We start from the raw sequence: 17,431 nt of genomic DNA, 5'->3' as shown, positions 1-17,431 counted from the left end.
TGGTCGCGATGATGTGCCTGACAGGCGCCGACGTGATTGCGCGGTATCTGTTCAACACGCCGATCCGGGGGGCGTTCGAGCTGACCGAGATCCTGCTCGCCTGTTTCGTCTTTTCCGCACTGCCCCTGACCACCGGTCTGCGCGGCCATATCGAGGTTGAACTCATTGACCCGAAGTCGCGGCATATCCGCCGCGCGCTCGGGCTGCTTGCCACGGCCAGTGGTGTGATCGTCTTCGCGGTTCTGGCCTATGAAATCTTCGAATATGCCGGCCGCATGGCGAAATACGGCCAGACCACGAACTCCCTGCAAATCCCCCTGGCTTACGTCGGTTACACAGCCGCAGGGTTCTGCGCAGTTTGCGTGGCCGTTCTTGTCCTTGTGCGTGACCCGCGCGCCTGAAAGTCCCCAATGATCGCATCCCTTCTTGGCTTCGTCGCCCTCTTCGCCCTGGTCCTCGTCCGTATTCCGATAGCCTTTTCGATGATCATCGTCGGAACCGCCGGTTTCGCCCTGCTGCGAACCTGGAAGGCAAGTCTGACCCTGACTGGTAATGCCGCATTCGACACGGTCCTGTCCTTCACGCTGTCGGTCATTCCGCTGTTCGTGCTGATGGGAAACTTTCTGACGATATCGGGCGTATCTGACGCGCTCTTCTCGACCGCGCATCGCTTCCTGCACCGGCTTCGCGGCGGGCTTGCCATGTCGACGGTCGTGGCCTGCGGCGGCTTCTCGGCCGTCTGCGGATCGTCGCTGGCAACGGCGGCCACTATGTCGAAGGTCGCGATGCCGACCATGCGGAAAGCGGGCTATTCCGACAGTCTTGCGACCGGGTCCATCGCGGCGGGTGGCACACTTGGTATCCTCATTCCGCCATCCGTGGTGCTGATCATTTACGGGCTGCTGACCGAGGCGGATATCGGCAAGCTCTTCGTCGCGGGGATCCTGCCGGGCCTGCTTGGGGTCGTGATGTATGTTCTCGCGGTGGCGGTGACCGTCCGTCTGCGTCCGGAACTTGCACCGACCGAGGTCGACCGGACCCCGATGACCGCGCGGGACATCCGCGGCGTGGTTCTGGTGGTCGCGCTTTTCACGGTCATCATGGTTGGCATTTATGGCGGCATCTTCAGCCCGTCCGAGGCCGCCGCAATCGGCGCGTTGTCGGCCGCGCTTATCGCCGCGACAACCCCCGGCATGACATTCGCCGCGATGCTTGCCGCCTGTGTCGATACCGCCCGGACGAGTGCGATGATCTTTGCCCTGATCATCGGCGCGCAGATCTTTTCGAATTTCGTCAGCTATGCGGGGCTTCCGGCAGCGATCCTTGAATGGGTTTCGGCAATGGATATCGGGCCCTTCACGGTCATCTTCGTTCTGGTGCTGATCTACCTCGTGCTTGGCGCGGTGCTGGAGAGCCTGTCGATGATCCTGCTGACGGTGCCTGTTTTCTACCCGCTCGTCATGTCGCTGGATTTCGGAGCCGGGTGGCTGGGTGATCCGACCAATGTCGCGATCTGGTTCGGTATTCTGGTTGTGGTCGTGACGGAGATCAGCCTGATATCACCGCCCATCGGGCTGAACGTCTTCGTACTGCGCAGCGTGTTGCACGACGTGCCGCTTGCGACCATCTTCAAAGGCATTCTGCCGTTCTGGATTGCGGATCTGATCCGGCTCGGCCTGCTGATCGCACTGCCTGCGCTTTCGCTGCTTCTCATCGGCTGAGGAAATGACCGCCAACTGAAGGTGAAACCGCAGGACTTTACTTTCGAGAGAACCGGATGGCCCTACCCGGCGGGCATGTTTAAGTAAGATTGCATCAGAAAGTGATCCAGTTGGTGCGCTGCCTCGTATTTGAGGTATGTTGGCCCTGAACCTCGATATCCCGCGCACCGGTCGTTATGTGCCCTTGGTGCCTCGACTTGAAAGCAGACTGGTGTCGAAACCAAGGGCCGAAATCTCGCAGCAGACTGTGTGGATGCTCGCAGTACGGGACAAACGCGATCGGGATGCCTTTTCGGCATTGTTTGACCATTTTGCGCCGCGCCTGAAAGGGATGATCATGCGATCGGGCACCCCGGCGCATCAGGCCGAAGAAATCGTTCAGGACGTCATGCTGACGGTCTGGCGCAAGGCCGAGATGTTCGATCCTCATCGCGCGCAGGTCTCTGCCTGGATCTATCAGATCGCCCGCAACCGCCAGATCGACATCCTGCGCAAAGAGCGCCGGCCAGAGCCGGAAGAACTGATCGAAGATCCCGAGGCCGAGCCTGATGCCAGCCAGATCCTGGCATTGGAACAGGAAGCAACGGAACTGAAGAATGCCCTCGCGCGGCTCTCTGACGAGCAGCGCGAGATGATCGAGAAGGCCTATCTTGGTGAACTGACCCATCAAGAGATCAGCGCCCAGACGGGTTTGCCGCTGGGAACGATCAAATCGCGCATCCGGCTGGGGCTGGAGCGGCTGAGGCACGAACTCAAGGGAATGCGTTGAATGTCTGCGATCACCCATCACACACCAGATGGCATGCTGGCCGCCTATGCTGCCGGTTCGTTGCCGCAACCCTTCGCGCTGGTCGTGGCCAGCCATGTGTCGCTCTGCGTCCAATGCCGTGTGGCGCTGGAAGCACATCAATCTGCGGGCGGGGCGGTTCTGGAGACGGTCGATGCGGTCGCGCTTTCGGGCAGCGTGAAGGCCGATATCCTCGCACAGCTTGATGCGCCATTCACATCCGAGCCTGTGCAGAAGCGTTCTGGCATCTATCCCGGGCCCGTGATGGAGGTCTTGAAAGGACGCGCACCGAAGTGGAAGTCGCTGGGTGCGGGGGTGCGTCAGGATATCCTCACAGCGGACGAAACCGGCTCGGTGCGTCTGATTTACATTCCGCCGGGGCAGGCGGTTCCCGACCACGGCCACAACGGATTGGAACTGACCCTGGTGCTGCAGGGCAGTTTTACAGACGAAACCGGGGTCTTCGGTGTCGGCGATCTTGAAGTCGCGGACGAGGAACTGGACCACACGCCAGTGGCCGGACCCGGCGATGCCTGCATCTGTCTGGCAGCGACGGATGCGCCGCTTCACTTCCGCGCGCTTCTGCCGCGCCTCTTGCAGCCGCTGTTCCGAATCTGATTGCAAAATCCCGTATTGGGGCAGGGCCTCCGGCGCGTCCGGAGGTTATTTTTCGTTTCATATTCAATATCTTAGATCACGAATCCGTGAGTTGATGATCCGCGTTCAGATCCCTTCCGTACCCTTAGTACGAACGTTGAATCAGACTGGGCGCAGAGGCCCGCCAACACGGAGACCAAGACATGAAATCCAATCTGAAAATCGCCGCTGCCGCTTGTGCAATTGCCGTTTCCGCAACTGCGGTGCAGGCCGCAAACATCGTTGAGATCGCCGCAGGTGACGAACGGTTCTCGACCCTCGTCGCGGCCGTCACTGCCGCCGGTCTGGCCGAAACCCTGTCCGGGCCGGGCCCTTTCACCGTCTATGCGCCAGTGAACGACGCATTTGCAGCGCTGCCGGCTGGAACGGTGGAATCGCTGCTTGAGCCCGCGAACAAAGGGCAACTGACCAATGTGCTGCTCTATCACGTGGATGATCGCAAACTGACGGCCAGCATGATCCCGTCCGGTTCGAACTATTTCAAGCCGCTCCTGGCCAGTGAACGCCTTTGCATTACGGCGGGAAGTGGTGGTGTCTCGATCGCTGACGGCACCGGCGAGATGGCGAATGTCGTCGTTGCCGACATCATGGCCGACAATGGTGTGATCCATGTTGTCGACAAAGTCCTGCTGCCGGGCCAGCGCCCTGCCTGCCACTGACCGGCTGAGCAGCCGTTCGCATTCGACTGAAAGACGAAAACAGAACCGATGCTGCCGGATCACCGCAGCATCGGTTTATTCATTTCGCAACAGAGATCAGACCTAATCCAGCCCAGGCCGCACCTGCGGTCCGCGTGGCGCTTGTGTGCCAGTCTGATGAACCCTACCGCCCGCGGTAAACAAGGATGTCCGGCAGGAAAACGAGGGCCTTCATCAGCCACGAAAACGGCGCTGGAAAATCCGTGCGGAAACGGCGTGACCGCATGGCCCGCACGACATGTTCCGTCGCCGCCTCGGGTGTCATGATCATCGGCATGCGAAAACTGTTTTTCTTGGTCAGGCGGGTCCGGATGAAGCCGGGATTGACGAGGCGAACCACAACGCCGCTGCCTTTCAGATCGTGTCGCATGGTTTCGGCAAGGCTCACCAATGCGGCCTTGCTGGCACCATAGCCGATTGCGGCGGGCAGACCGCGATACCCGGCGAGTGAGCCGATCAGGGTGATATCACCGCGCCCGGCACCGACCATCTGCGGCACGACCTGTCCCAGAACCCGCATCGCGCCGATGAAGTTCACGTCGCACATCGTCAGCGCGGCATCTGTGTCCCATTCTGTCGCCCGCATGGGCGTATAAGCGCCGGCATTATAGATGATCCCATCAACCGGCCCGACAGAGGCCACCGTGCTCCGGACGGCCTGATGATCCGTCACGTCGAAGGCAACGACGCGTGCCTCGGCCAGATCGGCCGCGAGTGAGATCAGCCGCCCCTCATCCCGCGCCGACAGGATCAGCCGCGCGCCTTCGCGGTCCAACTGCCGGGCCAGAGCCCGGCCAAGGCCTTCGCTCGCCCCGATGAGCCAGTAGGTCTTGCCGCTAAACTCCGTCATTCCCTGCGTCCCTGCACTGTTGCGCCATTAGAAACCAGCGCCTTGGGCGGTGGAGGCGGCTTGAGAAACGGTGCGCGTTTCCACCACAGGATCAGTGCCTGCCAATGGATCAGCGCCACCACCCGCGCCGCGCCGAATGGCCGACGTAAAGCGGCCCAGAGCAGAGACGCGCTGGTGGCAGGGCGGCGCGCACCGCTTAGCGTTGCGATCACCCCGTCCGCGTCGTTCCCGTAGAAAATCCGGATACGGATGGCATCTTCAGACAGGGTGAAGTTGAACCGGTATTGCCCGGCCACTTTCTGAAACGGCGACACATGCATCAGCTTGGCTGCAATGATGGCGTCATTGGCACCGATCGGGCGAAAGTCGTCAAAAGCGCAGAAGTAGCAGTGCCTGTGGCCGAATGTGTTGTTGACCTCGGCAATGAAAGCGCAGGGTTTGCCGTGCCGCAGCGCGATCCAGAAGCTGACCGGGTTGAAGTGAAACCAGAGAAAACTGGGTTGCGTCAAAAGCAAAAGCTGCGCGTCCTCAATCGGGAAACCACGTGTCGTCAATTCTGCACGGAACCAGTCGAAGCCACATCCGGCGTTTCGCTCACCGCCATTGTGCCGGTCCCGGAGTGACCAGAGATTGAAGCGATTGCGGGACAGAAGCCATGGACGCTCTGCCGCATCCTGATCGAACAGAAGATAGTCGACGCCATAGCGGAAGGCGTTTCGTAGCGCTCCGCGCCGGGCATGCGTGGTCTGACCCTGAATATGCTCAATCATGACCTAGCCTATACGGCCGCCGTTCGGATTTGGATCACTCAACAACGCCAGCCGATCGCCGTGTTTGATCCAAGGGCAAGCTTCGTACGTATTCAGATAAAAAGCACGAGGGGATGTGGATATATGTTCGATCACGAGTGTTCGGACCGCAAGCGTATTGCTGTTATTGGCGGCGGCATTTCGGGCCTTTCTGCGGCCTACTACCTTTCACGGTCCCACGATGTGACCGTGTTCGAGGCAGAGCCTCGTCTTGGCGGGCATGCACGAACGGTTCTGGCCGGAAAAAATGGCGATCAGCCGGTGGATACCGGTTTCATTGTTTTCAACTACGTCACCTATCCCTATCTGACCCGGCTGTTCCGAGAGCTTGACGTGCCGGTAGTGAAGAGCGAGATGAGCTTTGCGGCAAGCATCGACAACGGCCGCATCGAATACGGGCTGAACACTCTGCGCAGCATTGTCGCGCAGCGACGCAATCTTCTCCGCCCGGCCTATTACAAGATGATCGCGGATATCATCCGTTTCGGAAAGGAAGCTGAAAGCGCTGCCGGTGACGATGAAAAGACCATCAGCGAGCTCGTGGATGAACTTCGCTTGGGCCCATGGTTTCGCGACAATTACCTGATGCCGATGTGCGGGGCGATCTGGTCCACGCCGTCTGACAAGGTCGGCGAGTTTCCGGCACGATCATTGGTGCGCTTTTTCAAAAACCACGCCTTGCTGGCGGGTTCCGGCAAGCATCAATGGTGGGCCGTAAAGGGGGGGAGCATCGAATATGTCCGCCGCCTGGAAGCGGCGCTAGTGCGGCAAGGATGCAAGATCCGGACCGGACAGCCGGTGACTGATGTCGGGCGGTTCTCCTTCGGCGTGAAGGTTCAAGCCGCGTCCGGCGAAGCCGAGGATTTTGATGAGGTGATCTTTGCCTGCCACACCGATCAGGCGCTGACGATCTTGGGTACAGCGGCGACCGCTGCGGAATCCGCAGCGCTTGGCAGTATCCGCTATCAACCGAACTGGGCGGTTCTGCACCGCGATCCGAACCAGATGCCCAAAAGGCGCGCCAGTTGGTCAAGCTGGGTCTATCGATCGCAGGGTGGCAATGTCGGTGTGACCTACTGGATGAACCGGCTGCAGAACATCCCCGACAACGATCCGTTGTTCGTGACGCTAAATCCGTCCTGCGACATCCCTCAGAAGCACATCTATGACGAGGTGGAGTTTTCCCACCCGGTATTCGACCGGGCTGCCCTTCGGGCGCAGGAGCGTATTCGGGCGATGCAGGGGGAAAATCACACCTGGTTCGTCGGCGCCTATAACCGGAACGGCTTTCACGAGGACGGCATCGCAAGCGCCATGCGCATCGTCCGCATGATCAACCAAGACCATCAGCAGAGAGACATCGACAATGTATCTGACCAACCGAGCGCTGAAATCGCAGTTCCTGTCGACCTGCGAGCGTCTGCGTGACGGGCAGCTGACGCTGCACACGCCCGAGGGCGACAGGTTCCATTTCGGTACGAGCGGGCCTGAGGCCGAGATGATCATTCGCGACTGGTCCGCCGTCTCTGCAATGGCGGCAGAGGGTCAGGTCGGGCTGGGTGAGGCTTATGTTCAAGGCCTGTGGGACACGCCCTCGGTCGAAACGCTGATGACGGTCGCGATGCGCAATCGCGATGAGCTTGGTGCCTACGATCATGCAGGTCCTTTCACCCGCGCGAAGTTCCGTCTTGTCGATACGGTCCTGCGCGCCAATTCGCGCCGTGGGGCGACCCGCAACATCCGCTCGCATTACGATGTCGGCAATGAATTCTACCAGCTCTGGCTCGACGATGGGATGACCTATTCCTCCGGCCTTTTTGCCGAAGGCGATGATGACCTCGGCCGCGCGCAGCAGCGCAAGAATGCCCGCGCCCTGTCGCGGCTGGGCGATGGTGAACGGGTGCTGGAAATCGGCTGCGGATGGGGCGGTTTCGCGGAACAGGCCGCAAGCGACGGCCGAGACGTGACCGGCGTCACGATCTCTCGCAACCAGCAAAGCTATGCGGAATGCCGTCTTGACGGGCGCGCGGATATCCAGCTCAGGGATTACCGCGACATTCACGGACAGTATGACAACATCGTTTCTATCGAGATGATCGAGGCGGTCGGCGCACGCTATTGGCCAAGCTATTTCGGCACCCTGAAACGAAACCTTGCCGAGGGCGGTCGCGTCTTGTTGCAGATCATAACGGTGGCTGACAGCTTTTTTGAAACCTACCGGACATCCTCGGACTATATCCGGCAATATGTGTTCCCGGGCGGCATGCTGTTGTCCGATACGGTGATCGCCCAACAGGCGCAGGATGCGGGCCTGCAGTTGCGCGACAGTTTCGCGTTCGGTCAGGACTATGCCAAAACCTGCCGCATCTGGTCCGGGGGTCTGTCCGCCCAAAAGCAGCGGATCGCGGAACTGGGATATGGAGAGGCCTTCTTCCGCAACTGGAAATACTATCTTGAGATCTGCGCCGCGTCCTTCGCCGTCGGACATACCAATGTGGTGCAGGTGGAACTTGCCCATGCCTAGGTTCCTGCTGCCATTGGTGCTGCTTCTCTGCCCGGTGATCGCCTGCGCCACGCCGGTGTCCTCAGCTCTGCCCGGTGCCGAGCTTCGGGGCGAGGCAACTTTGCGCTTCTTCGAGCTGCCGCTGTATCAGGCGCGTCTTTACACGCCCGGTGGCAAAGCGCTTGACTGGCAGGAGGATCTGGCGCTTGAACTCACCTATCTGCGCAGACTGACCGAGGCGGAACTGGTGACGTCTACGTTGCGGGAATTCAGCCGTACCGGTGTATCCCTGCCAGTGAAGGGTCAGCTTGAACAATGCTACGACGATGTCGGCAAAGGCGACCGGTATCTCGCCGTATCCAATGGCCCTGATGAGGTCCTGTTCTGGCGCAATGACCGTCGCATGTGCGCGCTGTCCCATCCCCGGATCAAATATCGGTTCATGGCTATCTTTCTGGGCGACAACACCCGTTCGCCAGCCTTTACCCGCAAGCTGCGTGGCCCGTGATGGTTTACCCCCGGGTCAGCCTTTATGCGCTCATGCTGGCGGCTGCCGGTATCCCGCTCTATATCCATCTGCCGCGCTTTGCGTCCGTTGAACTTGGTATCGCACTTGGAACAATCGGAACCGTCCTACTGATCATCCGCCTGATTGATCTGGTGCAGGATCCGCTGCTCGGCTGGGCGATAGACCGGTGGCCGCAGGCGCAAAGCCTGTTTGCAATGGCTGCCGCTGGCGGGTTGGCGATCGGGTTTCCATTGCTGTTCATGCTGCGGCCCGGACCGGAAGTGGTCACGGAACTGGTGGTGATCCTCATCCTTCTATTCTCGGCCTACAGCCTTGGCACGATTCTGCTTTACGGGCGCAGCGCGACGCTGGCCAAGCGCCCCGAGCCGCAAGACCTGATGACGCTGGCGGCCTTTCGCGAAGGCGGGATGCTGGCTGGTGTCGTCATCGCGGCGATTGCACCGTCGATCCTGTTCGCCATGGGGGCGGCGGCCCAGGGCTATCCCGCTTTCGGTGTGCTTCTGGGTCTGATCGCGGTCCTCGCCGGTGTTCTGACACTTCCCATCTGGCGTCGGACGCCGATCGTCGGCGAAGCGCTGTCCCTGTCCGGCATGGCGCGGGCGGGCGCGCTGCGGCTGCTTGTGCTTGCGCTGGTCAACAGCCTGCCGGTGGCCATCACCTCGACCCTCTTTCTGTTCTTCGTCGAGGATCGCCTTGGCCTGACCGGCAAGGCGGGACCGCTTTTGGTGCTGTTCTTCCTGACTGCGGGGTTGAGTGTTCCGGTCTGGACCCGGGCCAGCCATCGGCTTGGCCCGAAGGCAACGCTGCTGATCGCCATGCCGCTTGCGGTTCTGGGTTTTGTCGGCGCGGCCTTCCTCGCGCCCGGAAACCTTTCGGGGTTCGCCCTGATCTGCATCGCGTCCGGGGCAGCGCTGGGCGCGGATATGGTCATACTGCCTGCCATGTTCTCGGTTGCGCTGACCTCGGCCGGGCTGAATGCATCGGCCGCCTTCGGCATATGGTCCTTTGCCGGAAAGCTCGGGCTTGCGCTGGCGGCCTTTACCGTTCTTCCGCTGCTTGGTCAGAGCGGTTTTGTCCCCGGCCAGATCAATGACCCGGATGCGCTGGCCGTTCTCAACATCGCCTATGCCATCCTGCCCTGCATCCTTAAACTCTGCGCGATCGGCATGGTCCTCGCGCTTCCGTCACGGGAATGAAATCTATGAAAATCGCCGCCGTCATCCTGTTTCTTTTCGTTCTGGGGATCGCCGCAAAGTCTCTGTTTCTGAGCTTTCGCGCCCAGACACCCGCCGATTATGCCAGCACCGGACCGGCCTTTTCCCTCAAGGAACATCTCTCGGGTTCCATCCTCTCAGAGGGCGTGATCTATGGACCGACCGGCAGGATGACCAATACGTTCGTCGCTGAAATGGTCGGTGAGTGGGATGGCGATACCGGCACCCTGAGTGAGCACTTCGTCTATTCGAATGGCGTCGAGCAGCACCGAAAATGGTATCTGAAACTCGGCCCCGACAATACGTTCACCGCAACAGCGGATGACATCGTGGGCGAGGCGCAGGGGATCGTGTCGGGGGCGACCGTGATGCTGCGCTACAAGATCGTGCTACCGCCAGAATCTGGCGGCCACACGCTGACGGCAACCGACTGGATGTATTTGTCCCGTGACGGCGCCATCATGAACAAATCCGAGATGCGCAAATTCGGCATCAAGGTCGCCGAACTGGTTGCGACCATGCGCCCCCACGTGCAAACGGACCGGTAGTCAGACGTTTCAAAGGCGAATGGGCCCGTGTTCCCCGCCGCGTCAATCTGGCGGCAGGGGCGATTGATCGTTCTCTTGCGGTACTGACATACGGCCTTTCGGAACAAGGCCGCCATGGTCGAGACTGATCTGCGGATTGCCTGCCAAGACCTTCGCCCAAGCGGTCCGGCAGAATGACTGACCGCCCCGGCACTTTTCTGTGTTCCCCTGCCAAAATCGCCGGAATACCCGAAGAAATCGCCAGCCGCCCGGGTGATTGTGACGGTGAACCGGCGGCAGGCCGGAGGTTTCAGACAAGAAAAGGAAGCGGATCATGTCGTTCAACAAGGTTGCCGTTCTCGGCCTCGGAAAGGTCGGCCATCTGGCCGCAGAGCTGCTGGCCGAGGCGGGCTTTGCCGTCACTGGCGTCGATGCGCGCGAGGTTTCGGGCTGCCCGTTCCCGACCCGCACCGCCGACCTGACCGACAAGGATGCTTTGTCTGCGATCCTGAAGGATCAGGAGGCGGTTCTGTCCTGCCTGCCCTATCACCTCAATATCGGTGTTTCGACCGTCGCCCATGGACTTGGCCTTCACTATTTCGACCTGACCGAAGATGTGCCGACGACCCAGCATATCCGTGGCCTTGCCGAAACCTCAAAGGGCATCATGGCGCCGCAATGCGGTCTTGCGCCCGGTTTCGTCGGTATTGTCGGCGCGCATCTGGCGGATATGTTCGACAAAGTCCGCTCGATCCGCCTGCGCGTCGGTGCGTTGCCGCAGAACCCGACCGGGCTTCTGGGTTATGCCTTCAACTGGTCGCCCGAGGGCGTCGTCAACGAATACCTCAACGACTGCGAGGTGATCGAGGAGGGCGTGCACAAGACCGTCTCGGCGATGGAATGGCTGGAGACGATCTATATCGACGGCGTGAAGCTTGAGGCCTTCACCACCTCTGGCGGCCTTGGCACAATGTGCGAGACCTATGCCGACAAGATCGAGAACCTCGATTACAAGACCATGCGCTATCCCGGCCATGTGGAACTGATGAACTTCTTCTTCCACGAACTTCTGATGCGCGAAAACCGGGCGGAAGCGGGCCGTATCCTGACCCACGCGAAGCCGCCGGTCGATGAGGATATCGTCTATGTCCATGTCGCGGCCGAAGGTTGGGTGGAAGGTCAACTGAAGCGCAAGGAGTTCGTGCGCGCCTACTACCCGTTGGAAATCGGCGGCAAGCGGCGGACGGCGATTGCCTGGACGACCTCGGCCTCGGTCGTGGCGGTCATCGAGATGGTGCGGGAAGGCAAGCTGCCGGGGCAGGGCTTCCTGAAGCAGGAAGAAATCCCGCTGACCCCGTACCTCCAGACCCGCACCGGCAATTACTACAATATCGGCCACAAGAGCCGTCACGGCTGAACGCGGGTTTCGGCCGTGTCCGGCCAGACCCTATTCGGTTCCCTGCACCCTTCGTTTCGGCGGAGGGTGTTCTTTTTTGTCCCGCCCATTGTCCGCATCCTATAAGTTCCCTCTGGAAAGCCCCATCTTGACGGGGCAGCGATCAGGAACGGGGGACATGACATGACCGGCAGCATCAGGACGACCAAGGGACGCGGACGGCTTTTTGACAGCGTGCTCGACACGATCGGCGATACGCCGGTGATCCGGGTCAACAATCTTGGCCCCGATCATGTGACGATGTATGTCAAGGCCGAGGCCTATAACCCTGCCGCTTCGGTCAAGGACCGGCTGGCGGTGAACATCATCGAGGCAGCCGAACGCGAGGGGCGGCTGAAGCCCGGCCAGACAGTGGTCGAGGCGACATCGGGCAATACCGGCATCGGTCTTGCCATGGTTTGCGCGCAAAAGGGCTATCCGCTGGTCGTGACCATGGTCGAGACATTCTCGGTCGAACGTCGCCGGCTGATGCGCATGCTGGGGGCCAAGGTAGTGCTGACCCCGAAGGCCGAGAAGGGCTTTGGCATGTACCAGAAGGCCGTTGAACTTGCCGAAAAGAACGGCTGGTTCCTTGCCCGCCAGTTTGAGACCAAGGACAATGCCGATATTCATGAGGCAACGACCGCGCGTGAGATCCTTGGCGATTTCGAAGGCCAACGGCTCGACTATTTCGTATCCGGCTATGGCACCGGCGGTACCGTCACCGGCGTTGGTCGGGTGCTGCGCAAGGAACGGCCCGAAACCAGGATCATCCTGACCGAACCGGCAAATGCCGCACTGGTGGCAAGCGGGACGGCGCAGGAGCGCGGGGCGGACAATGCGCCTGCGTCCAGCCATCCGGCATTTGCGCCGCATCCGATACAGGGCTGGACCCCGGATTTCATTCCAGCAGTGTTGCAGGAGGCGCTGGACAAGAAACTCTATGACGAGCTGATCCCCGTGCCCGGCCCCGAAGGCATCGACTGGGCCCGCAAGCTGGCACAGAAGGAAGGCATCTTCACCGGTATTTCCGGCGGTTCAACCTTTGCCGTCGCAATCCGTATCGCCGAAAAAGCTGCGCCGGGTTCGGTCATCCTCGCCATGCTGCCCGATACCGGCGAACGCTATCTCTCGACCCCGCTCTTCGAGGGCATTCCCGAAGATATGGATGAGGCGGAACTGGAGATTTCCCGCTCGACGCCCAACCACCAGATGGGGTGATCGGGTAACGCTTGGGGTATGAACGTCGGTTCAGGGCCTTTGCGGACACTGCCATTCGCCCGGAAACAAGCCGAAGGCGCCGGGCGAGCGCCTGCCCGTCCCGGCGGGCTGGCGCTTCTGAGGCCGCGCGCTTCGCATGAGGGTGAAGGGGCTTTGCAGCTATAAACTGCCCCGAATTTCGGTCGCTGCGCCATCCCACGGGCAGGCGCCAGCCCGGCTTGTGTTGCGCTAAGGACAAGGTCTGCAAAATCACGGTAGCAGAATCTCAAACCGAGATACCGTGATGACGGGTATCAGCTGACGCGGGCCACCACGTAGTCGGCAAGGTCCGAAAGCATGTCGCGCAAGGCGTGCGGGGGCAGGGCGGTCAGCGCGTCCCTTGCCTTTGCCGCCCATGCCAGCGCCTCGTCCCGCGTCGCCTCCATCGTACCGTGGCGCGTCATCAGCGCCATGGCGTGATCGAGGTCGCCCTCGCGCTGGTCTCCCTTTTCGATCACCCGGCGCCAGAACTCGCGCTCCGCGGCCGATGCCTTCGCCACCGCCTTGATCACCGGCAGCGTCAGCTTGCGTTCGCGGAAATCATCGCCGGTATTCTTGCCGATCACCGTGCTGGTTCCGCCGTAATCCAGAAGGTCGTCGACGATCTGGAAAGCGATCCCCAGCGCGTCGCCATAGGTGAAGAGTGCGCGCACCTGATCCTCGGGCGCGCCCGCGATAACGCCGCCGACCTCGGTCGCCGCCGAAAAGAGCGCCGCCGTCTTGCCGCGGATCACCTTCATATAGACCGATTCATCGGTGCGCAGGTCCTGTGCGGCGGAAAGCTGCAACACCTCGCCCTCGGCAATCGTCGCCGAGGCGTTCGAGAGGATGTCGAGCACGCGGAGCGAGCCGGTTTCGACCATCAACTGGAAGGACCGCGAAAACAGGTAGTCGCCGACCAGAACCGAGGATTTGTTGTCCCACAGCAAATTTGCCGTCGGCCGCCCCCGGCGCTGGGCGCTTTCATCGACCACATCGTCATGCAGAAGCGTCGCGGTATGGATGAACTCCACCGTCGCGGCCAGCCGGACGTGATGGTCGCCGGTGTAGCCAAGCATCCGCGCGGCGGCGAGCGTCAGCATCGGCCGCAGGCGCTTGCCACCCGCTTCAACCAGATGGGCGGTCACCTCGGGGATGCGGGGCGCATGCTCAGACGCCATACGCCGGCGGATCAGCGTGTTCACGGCCTCCATATCGCCCGCAAGATGGGCGCTGAGCCTGTCGATCGGTTTCTGCACGGCGTTGTCCAGACTCATCCCTGTCTCTTGTTCTCTCGACAAACCCTAAAGCATACCGTTTAAGTCTTGGAATATGAAAGAGCTTCTCAGAACCAATGACCCGACACTGATCGCATTCGTGACCGCTCTTCTCGACGATGAGGGTATAACGAGCTTTCAGATGGACGTCCACATGAGCGTGCTCGAAGGGTCCATAGGCATTTTGCCGCGCCGGTTGATGGTGGTGGACCGCGATCTGTTCATGGCGCAGGCCATATTGAAGGAAAACGGGATCGAGGCGAACGGCTAGGATGTTTGCCGATACCAACCTGACATGTGACGGCTTCCTCGGCGGACGGCTTCGGATTTTTCAGCCTCTGAACGGCTACCGCGCGGCGATGGACCCGGTTCTGCTGGCAGCGGCGGTGCCTGCCAGGCCGGGGCAGAGTGTTCTTGAACTTGGCTGCGGTGCGGGTGTGGCGAGCTTTTGTCTGGGCGCGCGGATCGCCGGGCTGATGCTTTCGGGGCTGGAGCTTCAGGCAGATTACGCCGCCCTTGCACGGCGCAATGCCGACGCCAACGGGCAATCCATGACGGTATTCGAGGGCGATCTCAAGGCGCCGCCAAAGGATCTGCGGGCGCTCAGCTTCGATCACGTTATCGCCAACCCCCCCTATTTCGCGGCTGAAGGCGGAACCCCGGCCGCCGATGCCGGTCGCGAACGCGCGCAACGCGAGGCGACACCGCTTGCCGTCTGGATGGATGCCGCCCTGCGCCGTTTGCGTCCGGGTGGGTATCTGACCGTCATTCAGGCCGCTGAAAGGGTGCCCGATCTTGTCCGGGCGCTGGACGATCGGGCGGGCGACCTGTTACTTCTGCCAATCGCGCCGCGCACCGGTCGGCCTGCCGGGCGGGTCATTCTGCAGGCGCGGAAAGGCGCACGCGGCGCGTTCAGACTGATGCCGCCCCTTGTTCTGCACGCCGGGGCCGCACATCTGCGCGATGGCGATGATCTGACCCAGGAGGCGCGGGCAATCCTGCGCGATGGCGCGGCTTTGAACCTGCTGCCCTGACCCCGAATGGCAGAGTTCCGCTGCTGTTTGACTATTTCCTCAAATTCTTTGTCCTTCGGGCGTGACACGACTCAACTATTGTGATGGGATTGTTACAGAGTCCACAGGAGAGGAGACCCCGATGTCGCTTGGTTCGCACCTGCAGGAACTTCAAAGGAAACACCAACATTTGTCAGAAGCCGTAGAGGATGCACAGCGCAGCCCGGGCTATGACGACCTCGCTATCTCAAACATGAAAAAGCAGAAACTGCGGCTCAAGGAAGAAATCGCGCGTCTCAGTCAGCACTAAATCGTTTCGAGTTTTGGTTGAAATCACAAGCATCAGAATTCGAACGAAAAAAGGCTTGGATTCTGATGCAACGTAAACTCGAAACTCAATAGACGCAGTCGCATCCATCGAAGGATCGCGGATTTGGCCTTGAACCTTGTTGGGTTCAGGCTTTGACACATCTCAGATGTGATGCACATTCCGGGCTGGATGGTGCTTGAGCCGCGAGGTTGCGCGGAAATTGTGCGCCCCTTTCAGCCCGTTCGAGGCAAATAGAAAGCCGACCCCGAAGGGTCGGCTTTCTTGTTTTTGTTATCGGTGGTCTTCAGCCGAAGAACTGCGCGCCATTGGCCGAGATGGTCGAGCCGTTGACGAATTGCGCATCGTCCGAGGCAAGGAAGGCCACGCAGCGGGCGATCTCTTCCGGTTCGCCCAGACGGCCTGCGGGGATCTGCGCGATGATCGATTCACGCACTTTTTCCGGCACCGCCATCACCATCTCGGTGGCGATATAGCCGGGGCAGACGGCGTTGGCGGTGATCCCGGCGCGGGCACCTTCCTGCGCGAGGCTGCGCACGATGCCGATGTCACCGGCCTTGGTTGCGGCATAGTTGACCTGCGCGAACTGGCCCTTCTGACCGTTTACCGACGAAATGACGATGACACGGCCGAATTTACGCTCGCGCATGCCCGGCCAGATCGGGTGAACGGTGTTGAAGACGCCGGTTAGGTTGGTGTCGACAACCTGCTGCCACTGTTCCGGGCTCATCTTGTGGAACGGTGCGTCGCGGGTGATACCTGCATTGGCAACCACGACCTCGATCGGACCAAGATCCGCCTCGACCTTGGCGATGCCCGCCTTGGAGGCCTCGTAATCGGCAACGTTCCATTTATAGGTCGGGATGCCCGTTTCCTTGGTGAAGGCCGACGCGGCCTCATCGTTGCCGGCATAGTTGGCAGCGACCTTGTAGCCCGCATTCTTCAGGGCGACCGAGATCGCGGCGCCAATGCCGCGGGACCCGCCGGTGACCAGAGCTACTCTCGACATGATTCCTCCTATGATGCGAGCGCGTTTGAAATCCTGTTACCGAAATGAATTCGCGGACGCAACATTATTGCGTCCGCGTTTTTCGCATTTGCAGAAAAATTTTGGATCAGGGGCGCTCAAGGCACATGGCAACGCCCATGCCACCGCCGATACAGAGCGTGGCGAGGCCCTTTTTCGCATTCGAACGTTTCATTTCGAACAGAAGCGTATTGAGGATGCGCGCACCCGACGCGCCGATCGGGTGACCGATGGCGATGGCGCCGCCATTGACGTTCACCCGTGCCGGATCCCAGCCCATATCCTTGTTGACCGCGCAGGCCTGCGCCGCGAACGCCTCGTTCGCCTCGATCAGATCCAGATCCCCCGGTTTCCAGCCCGCCTTTTCCAGCGCCTTGCGGCTGGCATGGATCGGACCGACACCCATGATCGACGGATCAAGCCCGGCGGTCGCGTAAGAGGCAATGCGCGCAAGCGGTGTCAGTCCACGCTTTTCCGCCTCATCGGCTGACATCAGCAGCACTGCAGCCGCGCCATCATTGATGCCCGAGGCGTTGCCAGCCGTGACGCTGCCCTCTTTCGAAAAGGCCGGGCGCAGTTTCTGCATGCTCTCAATGGTGGCGCCGTGGCGGATATATTCGTCCTGATCGACGACGATGTCGCCCTTGCGGGTCTTCACGGTGAAGGCCGCAATCTCATCGGCGAACTTTCCAGCCTTCTGCGCGGCTTCGGCCTTGTTCTGGCTGGCCAGCGCGAATTCGTCCTGCATTTCGCGGCTGATCTGCCATTTCTGGGCCACATTCTCGGCGGTCTGGCCCATGTGGTAGCCGTTGAAGGC

Annotated in this window: 20 protein-coding genes; 15 read left to right on the top strand and 5 right to left on the bottom strand. The window is 60.8% G+C overall.

From position 1 onward, the window contains the following. The 5 genes from WBB85_RS03730 to WBB85_RS03710 form a co-directional block, all read left to right on the top strand. Positions 1 to 401, top strand: a 401-nt coding sequence (locus WBB85_RS03730; protein WP_432637276.1) for a TRAP transporter small permease, incomplete at its 5' end; no start/stop codon positions are given. A gap of 9 nt (positions 402 to 410) precedes the next feature. After that, positions 411 to 1,721, top strand: a complete 1,311-nt coding sequence (locus WBB85_RS03725) for a TRAP transporter large permease (protein ID WP_432637275.1) — start codon at positions 411 to 413, stop codon at positions 1,719 to 1,721. 253 nt (positions 1,722 to 1,974) lie between these two features. Further along, the gene (locus WBB85_RS03720; RefSeq protein ID WP_432637274.1) at positions 1,975 to 2,490 is read left to right on the top strand and encodes a sigma-70 family RNA polymerase sigma factor; all 516 of its coding nucleotides are present in this window, start codon (positions 1,975 to 1,977) and stop codon (positions 2,488 to 2,490) included. Then, entirely contained in the window at positions 2,491 to 3,126 is a 636-nt protein-coding gene (locus WBB85_RS03715; protein ID WP_432637273.1) for a ChrR family anti-sigma-E factor, read from the top strand. It abuts the gene before it with no gap. 182 nt (positions 3,127 to 3,308) lie between these two features. Further along, positions 3,309 to 3,824 carry a fasciclin domain-containing protein gene (locus WBB85_RS03710; RefSeq protein WP_432637272.1) on the top strand — a complete coding sequence of 172 codons (516 nt, stop codon included), beginning with the start codon at positions 3,309 to 3,311 and terminating at the stop codon, positions 3,822 to 3,824. A gap of 163 nt (positions 3,825 to 3,987) precedes the next feature. Here the strand turns inward: WBB85_RS03710 and WBB85_RS03705 are convergent, their stop codons facing one another. Further along, positions 3,988 to 4,713 carry an SDR family NAD(P)-dependent oxidoreductase gene (locus WBB85_RS03705; protein WP_432637271.1) on the bottom strand — a complete coding sequence of 242 codons (726 nt, stop codon included), beginning with the start codon at positions 4,711 to 4,713 and terminating at the stop codon, positions 3,988 to 3,990. Continuing rightward, positions 4,710 to 5,483, bottom strand: coding sequence for a DUF1365 domain-containing protein (locus tag WBB85_RS03700; protein ID WP_432637269.1), 774 nt, complete (start codon positions 5,481 to 5,483; stop codon positions 4,710 to 4,712). The genes WBB85_RS03705 and WBB85_RS03700 overlap by 4 nt, the downstream gene beginning before the upstream one ends. Before the next feature lie 123 nt (positions 5,484 to 5,606). Between WBB85_RS03700 and WBB85_RS03695 the strand changes: the two genes are divergently transcribed. From WBB85_RS03695 to cysK, 7 genes are all read left to right on the top strand, one after another. Further along, the gene (locus tag WBB85_RS03695) at positions 5,607 to 6,950 is read left to right on the top strand and encodes an NAD(P)/FAD-dependent oxidoreductase (protein ID WP_432637278.1); all 1,344 of its coding nucleotides are present in this window, start codon (positions 5,607 to 5,609) and stop codon (positions 6,948 to 6,950) included. After that, positions 6,889 to 8,046: a class I SAM-dependent methyltransferase gene (locus WBB85_RS03690; RefSeq protein WP_432637268.1), complete on the top strand. Its 1,158-nt coding sequence runs from the start codon at positions 6,889 to 6,891 to the stop codon at positions 8,044 to 8,046. The genes WBB85_RS03695 and WBB85_RS03690 overlap by 62 nt, the downstream gene beginning before the upstream one ends. Further along, a complete protein-coding gene (locus WBB85_RS03685; protein ID WP_432637267.1) occupies positions 8,039 to 8,533 on the top strand; it encodes a hypothetical protein in 495 nt (164 codons plus the stop codon). The genes WBB85_RS03690 and WBB85_RS03685 overlap by 8 nt, the downstream gene beginning before the upstream one ends. Continuing rightward, positions 8,533 to 9,750, top strand: a complete 1,218-nt coding sequence (locus WBB85_RS03680; RefSeq protein ID WP_432637277.1) for an MFS transporter — start codon at positions 8,533 to 8,535, stop codon at positions 9,748 to 9,750. Before WBB85_RS03685 ends, WBB85_RS03680 begins: the two co-directional genes overlap by 1 nt. 5 nt (positions 9,751 to 9,755) lie before the next feature. Further along, the gene (locus WBB85_RS03675) at positions 9,756 to 10,316 is read left to right on the top strand and encodes a DUF3833 domain-containing protein (RefSeq protein ID WP_432637266.1); all 561 of its coding nucleotides are present in this window, start codon (positions 9,756 to 9,758) and stop codon (positions 10,314 to 10,316) included. Positions 10,317 to 10,629: 313 nt separating this feature from the next. Continuing rightward, positions 10,630 to 11,712, top strand: coding sequence for a saccharopine dehydrogenase C-terminal domain-containing protein (locus tag WBB85_RS03670; RefSeq protein ID WP_432637265.1), 1,083 nt, complete (start codon positions 10,630 to 10,632; stop codon positions 11,710 to 11,712). 162 nt (positions 11,713 to 11,874) lie between these two features. Then, positions 11,875 to 12,951: a cysteine synthase A gene (cysK, locus tag WBB85_RS03665; RefSeq protein WP_432637264.1), complete on the top strand. Its 1,077-nt coding sequence runs from the start codon at positions 11,875 to 11,877 to the stop codon at positions 12,949 to 12,951. Between the two features lie 293 nt (positions 12,952 to 13,244). Here the strand turns inward: cysK and WBB85_RS03660 are convergent, their stop codons facing one another. Next, positions 13,245 to 14,246: a polyprenyl synthetase family protein gene (locus WBB85_RS03660; protein WP_432637263.1), complete on the bottom strand. Its 1,002-nt coding sequence runs from the start codon at positions 14,244 to 14,246 to the stop codon at positions 13,245 to 13,247. A 55-nt stretch (positions 14,247 to 14,301) separates the two neighbouring features. Here WBB85_RS03660 and WBB85_RS03655 point away from each other — a divergent pair, with 55 nt between their 5' ends. The 3 genes from WBB85_RS03655 to WBB85_RS03645 all read left to right on the top strand — a co-directional run bounded on the left by WBB85_RS03655 (position 14,302) and on the right by WBB85_RS03645 (position 15,569). Next, positions 14,302 to 14,517 (top strand): DUF2007 domain-containing protein, encoded by a 216-nt coding sequence (locus tag WBB85_RS03655; protein ID WP_432637262.1) that lies wholly within the window; start codon positions 14,302 to 14,304, stop codon positions 14,515 to 14,517. 1 nt (position 14,518) lies between these two features. Then, entirely contained in the window at positions 14,519 to 15,280 is a 762-nt protein-coding gene (locus tag WBB85_RS03650; RefSeq protein WP_432637261.1) for a tRNA1(Val) (adenine(37)-N6)-methyltransferase, read from the top strand. A gap of 121 nt (positions 15,281 to 15,401) precedes the next feature. Next, positions 15,402 to 15,569: a YdcH family protein gene (locus WBB85_RS03645; RefSeq protein WP_432637260.1), complete on the top strand. Its 168-nt coding sequence runs from the start codon at positions 15,402 to 15,404 to the stop codon at positions 15,567 to 15,569. 304 nt (positions 15,570 to 15,873) lie between these two features. Here WBB85_RS03645 and phbB read toward each other — a convergent pair whose 3' ends face one another. Further along, positions 15,874 to 16,596 (bottom strand): acetoacetyl-CoA reductase, encoded by a 723-nt coding sequence (gene phbB / locus WBB85_RS03640; RefSeq protein WP_432637259.1) that lies wholly within the window; start codon positions 16,594 to 16,596, stop codon positions 15,874 to 15,876. 106 nt (positions 16,597 to 16,702) lie between these two features. Further along, a partial coding sequence (locus tag WBB85_RS03635) for an acetyl-CoA C-acyltransferase (RefSeq protein ID WP_432637258.1) occupies positions 16,703 to 17,431 on the bottom strand: 729 nt, incomplete at its 5' end.

This window comes from Albidovulum sp., from assembly GCF_049646345.1.
In the GTDB taxonomy this organism is placed as follows: Bacteria; Pseudomonadota; Alphaproteobacteria; order Rhodobacterales; family Rhodobacteraceae; genus Albidovulum.
The sequence above is the reverse complement of the archived record's forward strand: the minus strand, read 5'-3'. Positions and strand labels throughout refer to the sequence as shown.

Coding starts and splice junctions, on each gene's coding strand:
- WBB85_RS03725 (WP_432637275.1), top strand. CDS start 411: ATGATCGCATCCCTTCTTGGCTTCGTCGCCCTCTTCGCCCTGGTCCTC.
- WBB85_RS03720 (WP_432637274.1), top strand. CDS start 1,975: ATGCTCGCAGTACGGGACAAACGCGATCGGGATGCCTTTTCGGCATTG.
- WBB85_RS03715 (WP_432637273.1), top strand. CDS start 2,491: ATGTCTGCGATCACCCATCACACACCAGATGGCATGCTGGCCGCCTAT.
- WBB85_RS03710 (WP_432637272.1), top strand. CDS start 3,309: ATGAAATCCAATCTGAAAATCGCCGCTGCCGCTTGTGCAATTGCCGTT.
- WBB85_RS03705 (WP_432637271.1), bottom strand. CDS start 4,713: ATGACGGAGTTTAGCGGCAAGACCTACTGGCTCATCGGGGCGAGCGAA.
- WBB85_RS03700 (WP_432637269.1), bottom strand. CDS start 5,483: ATGATTGAGCATATTCAGGGTCAGACCACGCATGCCCGGCGCGGAGCG.
- WBB85_RS03695 (WP_432637278.1), top strand. CDS start 5,607: ATGTTCGATCACGAGTGTTCGGACCGCAAGCGTATTGCTGTTATTGGC.
- WBB85_RS03690 (WP_432637268.1), top strand. CDS start 6,889: ATGTATCTGACCAACCGAGCGCTGAAATCGCAGTTCCTGTCGACCTGC.
- WBB85_RS03685 (WP_432637267.1), top strand. CDS start 8,039: ATGCCTAGGTTCCTGCTGCCATTGGTGCTGCTTCTCTGCCCGGTGATC.
- WBB85_RS03680 (WP_432637277.1), top strand. CDS start 8,533: ATGGTTTACCCCCGGGTCAGCCTTTATGCGCTCATGCTGGCGGCTGCC.
- WBB85_RS03675 (WP_432637266.1), top strand. CDS start 9,756: ATGAAAATCGCCGCCGTCATCCTGTTTCTTTTCGTTCTGGGGATCGCC.
- WBB85_RS03670 (WP_432637265.1), top strand. CDS start 10,630: ATGTCGTTCAACAAGGTTGCCGTTCTCGGCCTCGGAAAGGTCGGCCAT.
- cysK (WP_432637264.1), top strand. CDS start 11,875: ATGACCGGCAGCATCAGGACGACCAAGGGACGCGGACGGCTTTTTGAC.
- WBB85_RS03660 (WP_432637263.1), bottom strand. CDS start 14,246: ATGAGTCTGGACAACGCCGTGCAGAAACCGATCGACAGGCTCAGCGCC.
- WBB85_RS03655 (WP_432637262.1), top strand. CDS start 14,302: ATGAAAGAGCTTCTCAGAACCAATGACCCGACACTGATCGCATTCGTG.
- WBB85_RS03650 (WP_432637261.1), top strand. CDS start 14,519: ATGTTTGCCGATACCAACCTGACATGTGACGGCTTCCTCGGCGGACGG.
- WBB85_RS03645 (WP_432637260.1), top strand. CDS start 15,402: ATGTCGCTTGGTTCGCACCTGCAGGAACTTCAAAGGAAACACCAACAT.
- phbB (WP_432637259.1), bottom strand. CDS start 16,596: ATGTCGAGAGTAGCTCTGGTCACCGGCGGGTCCCGCGGCATTGGCGCC.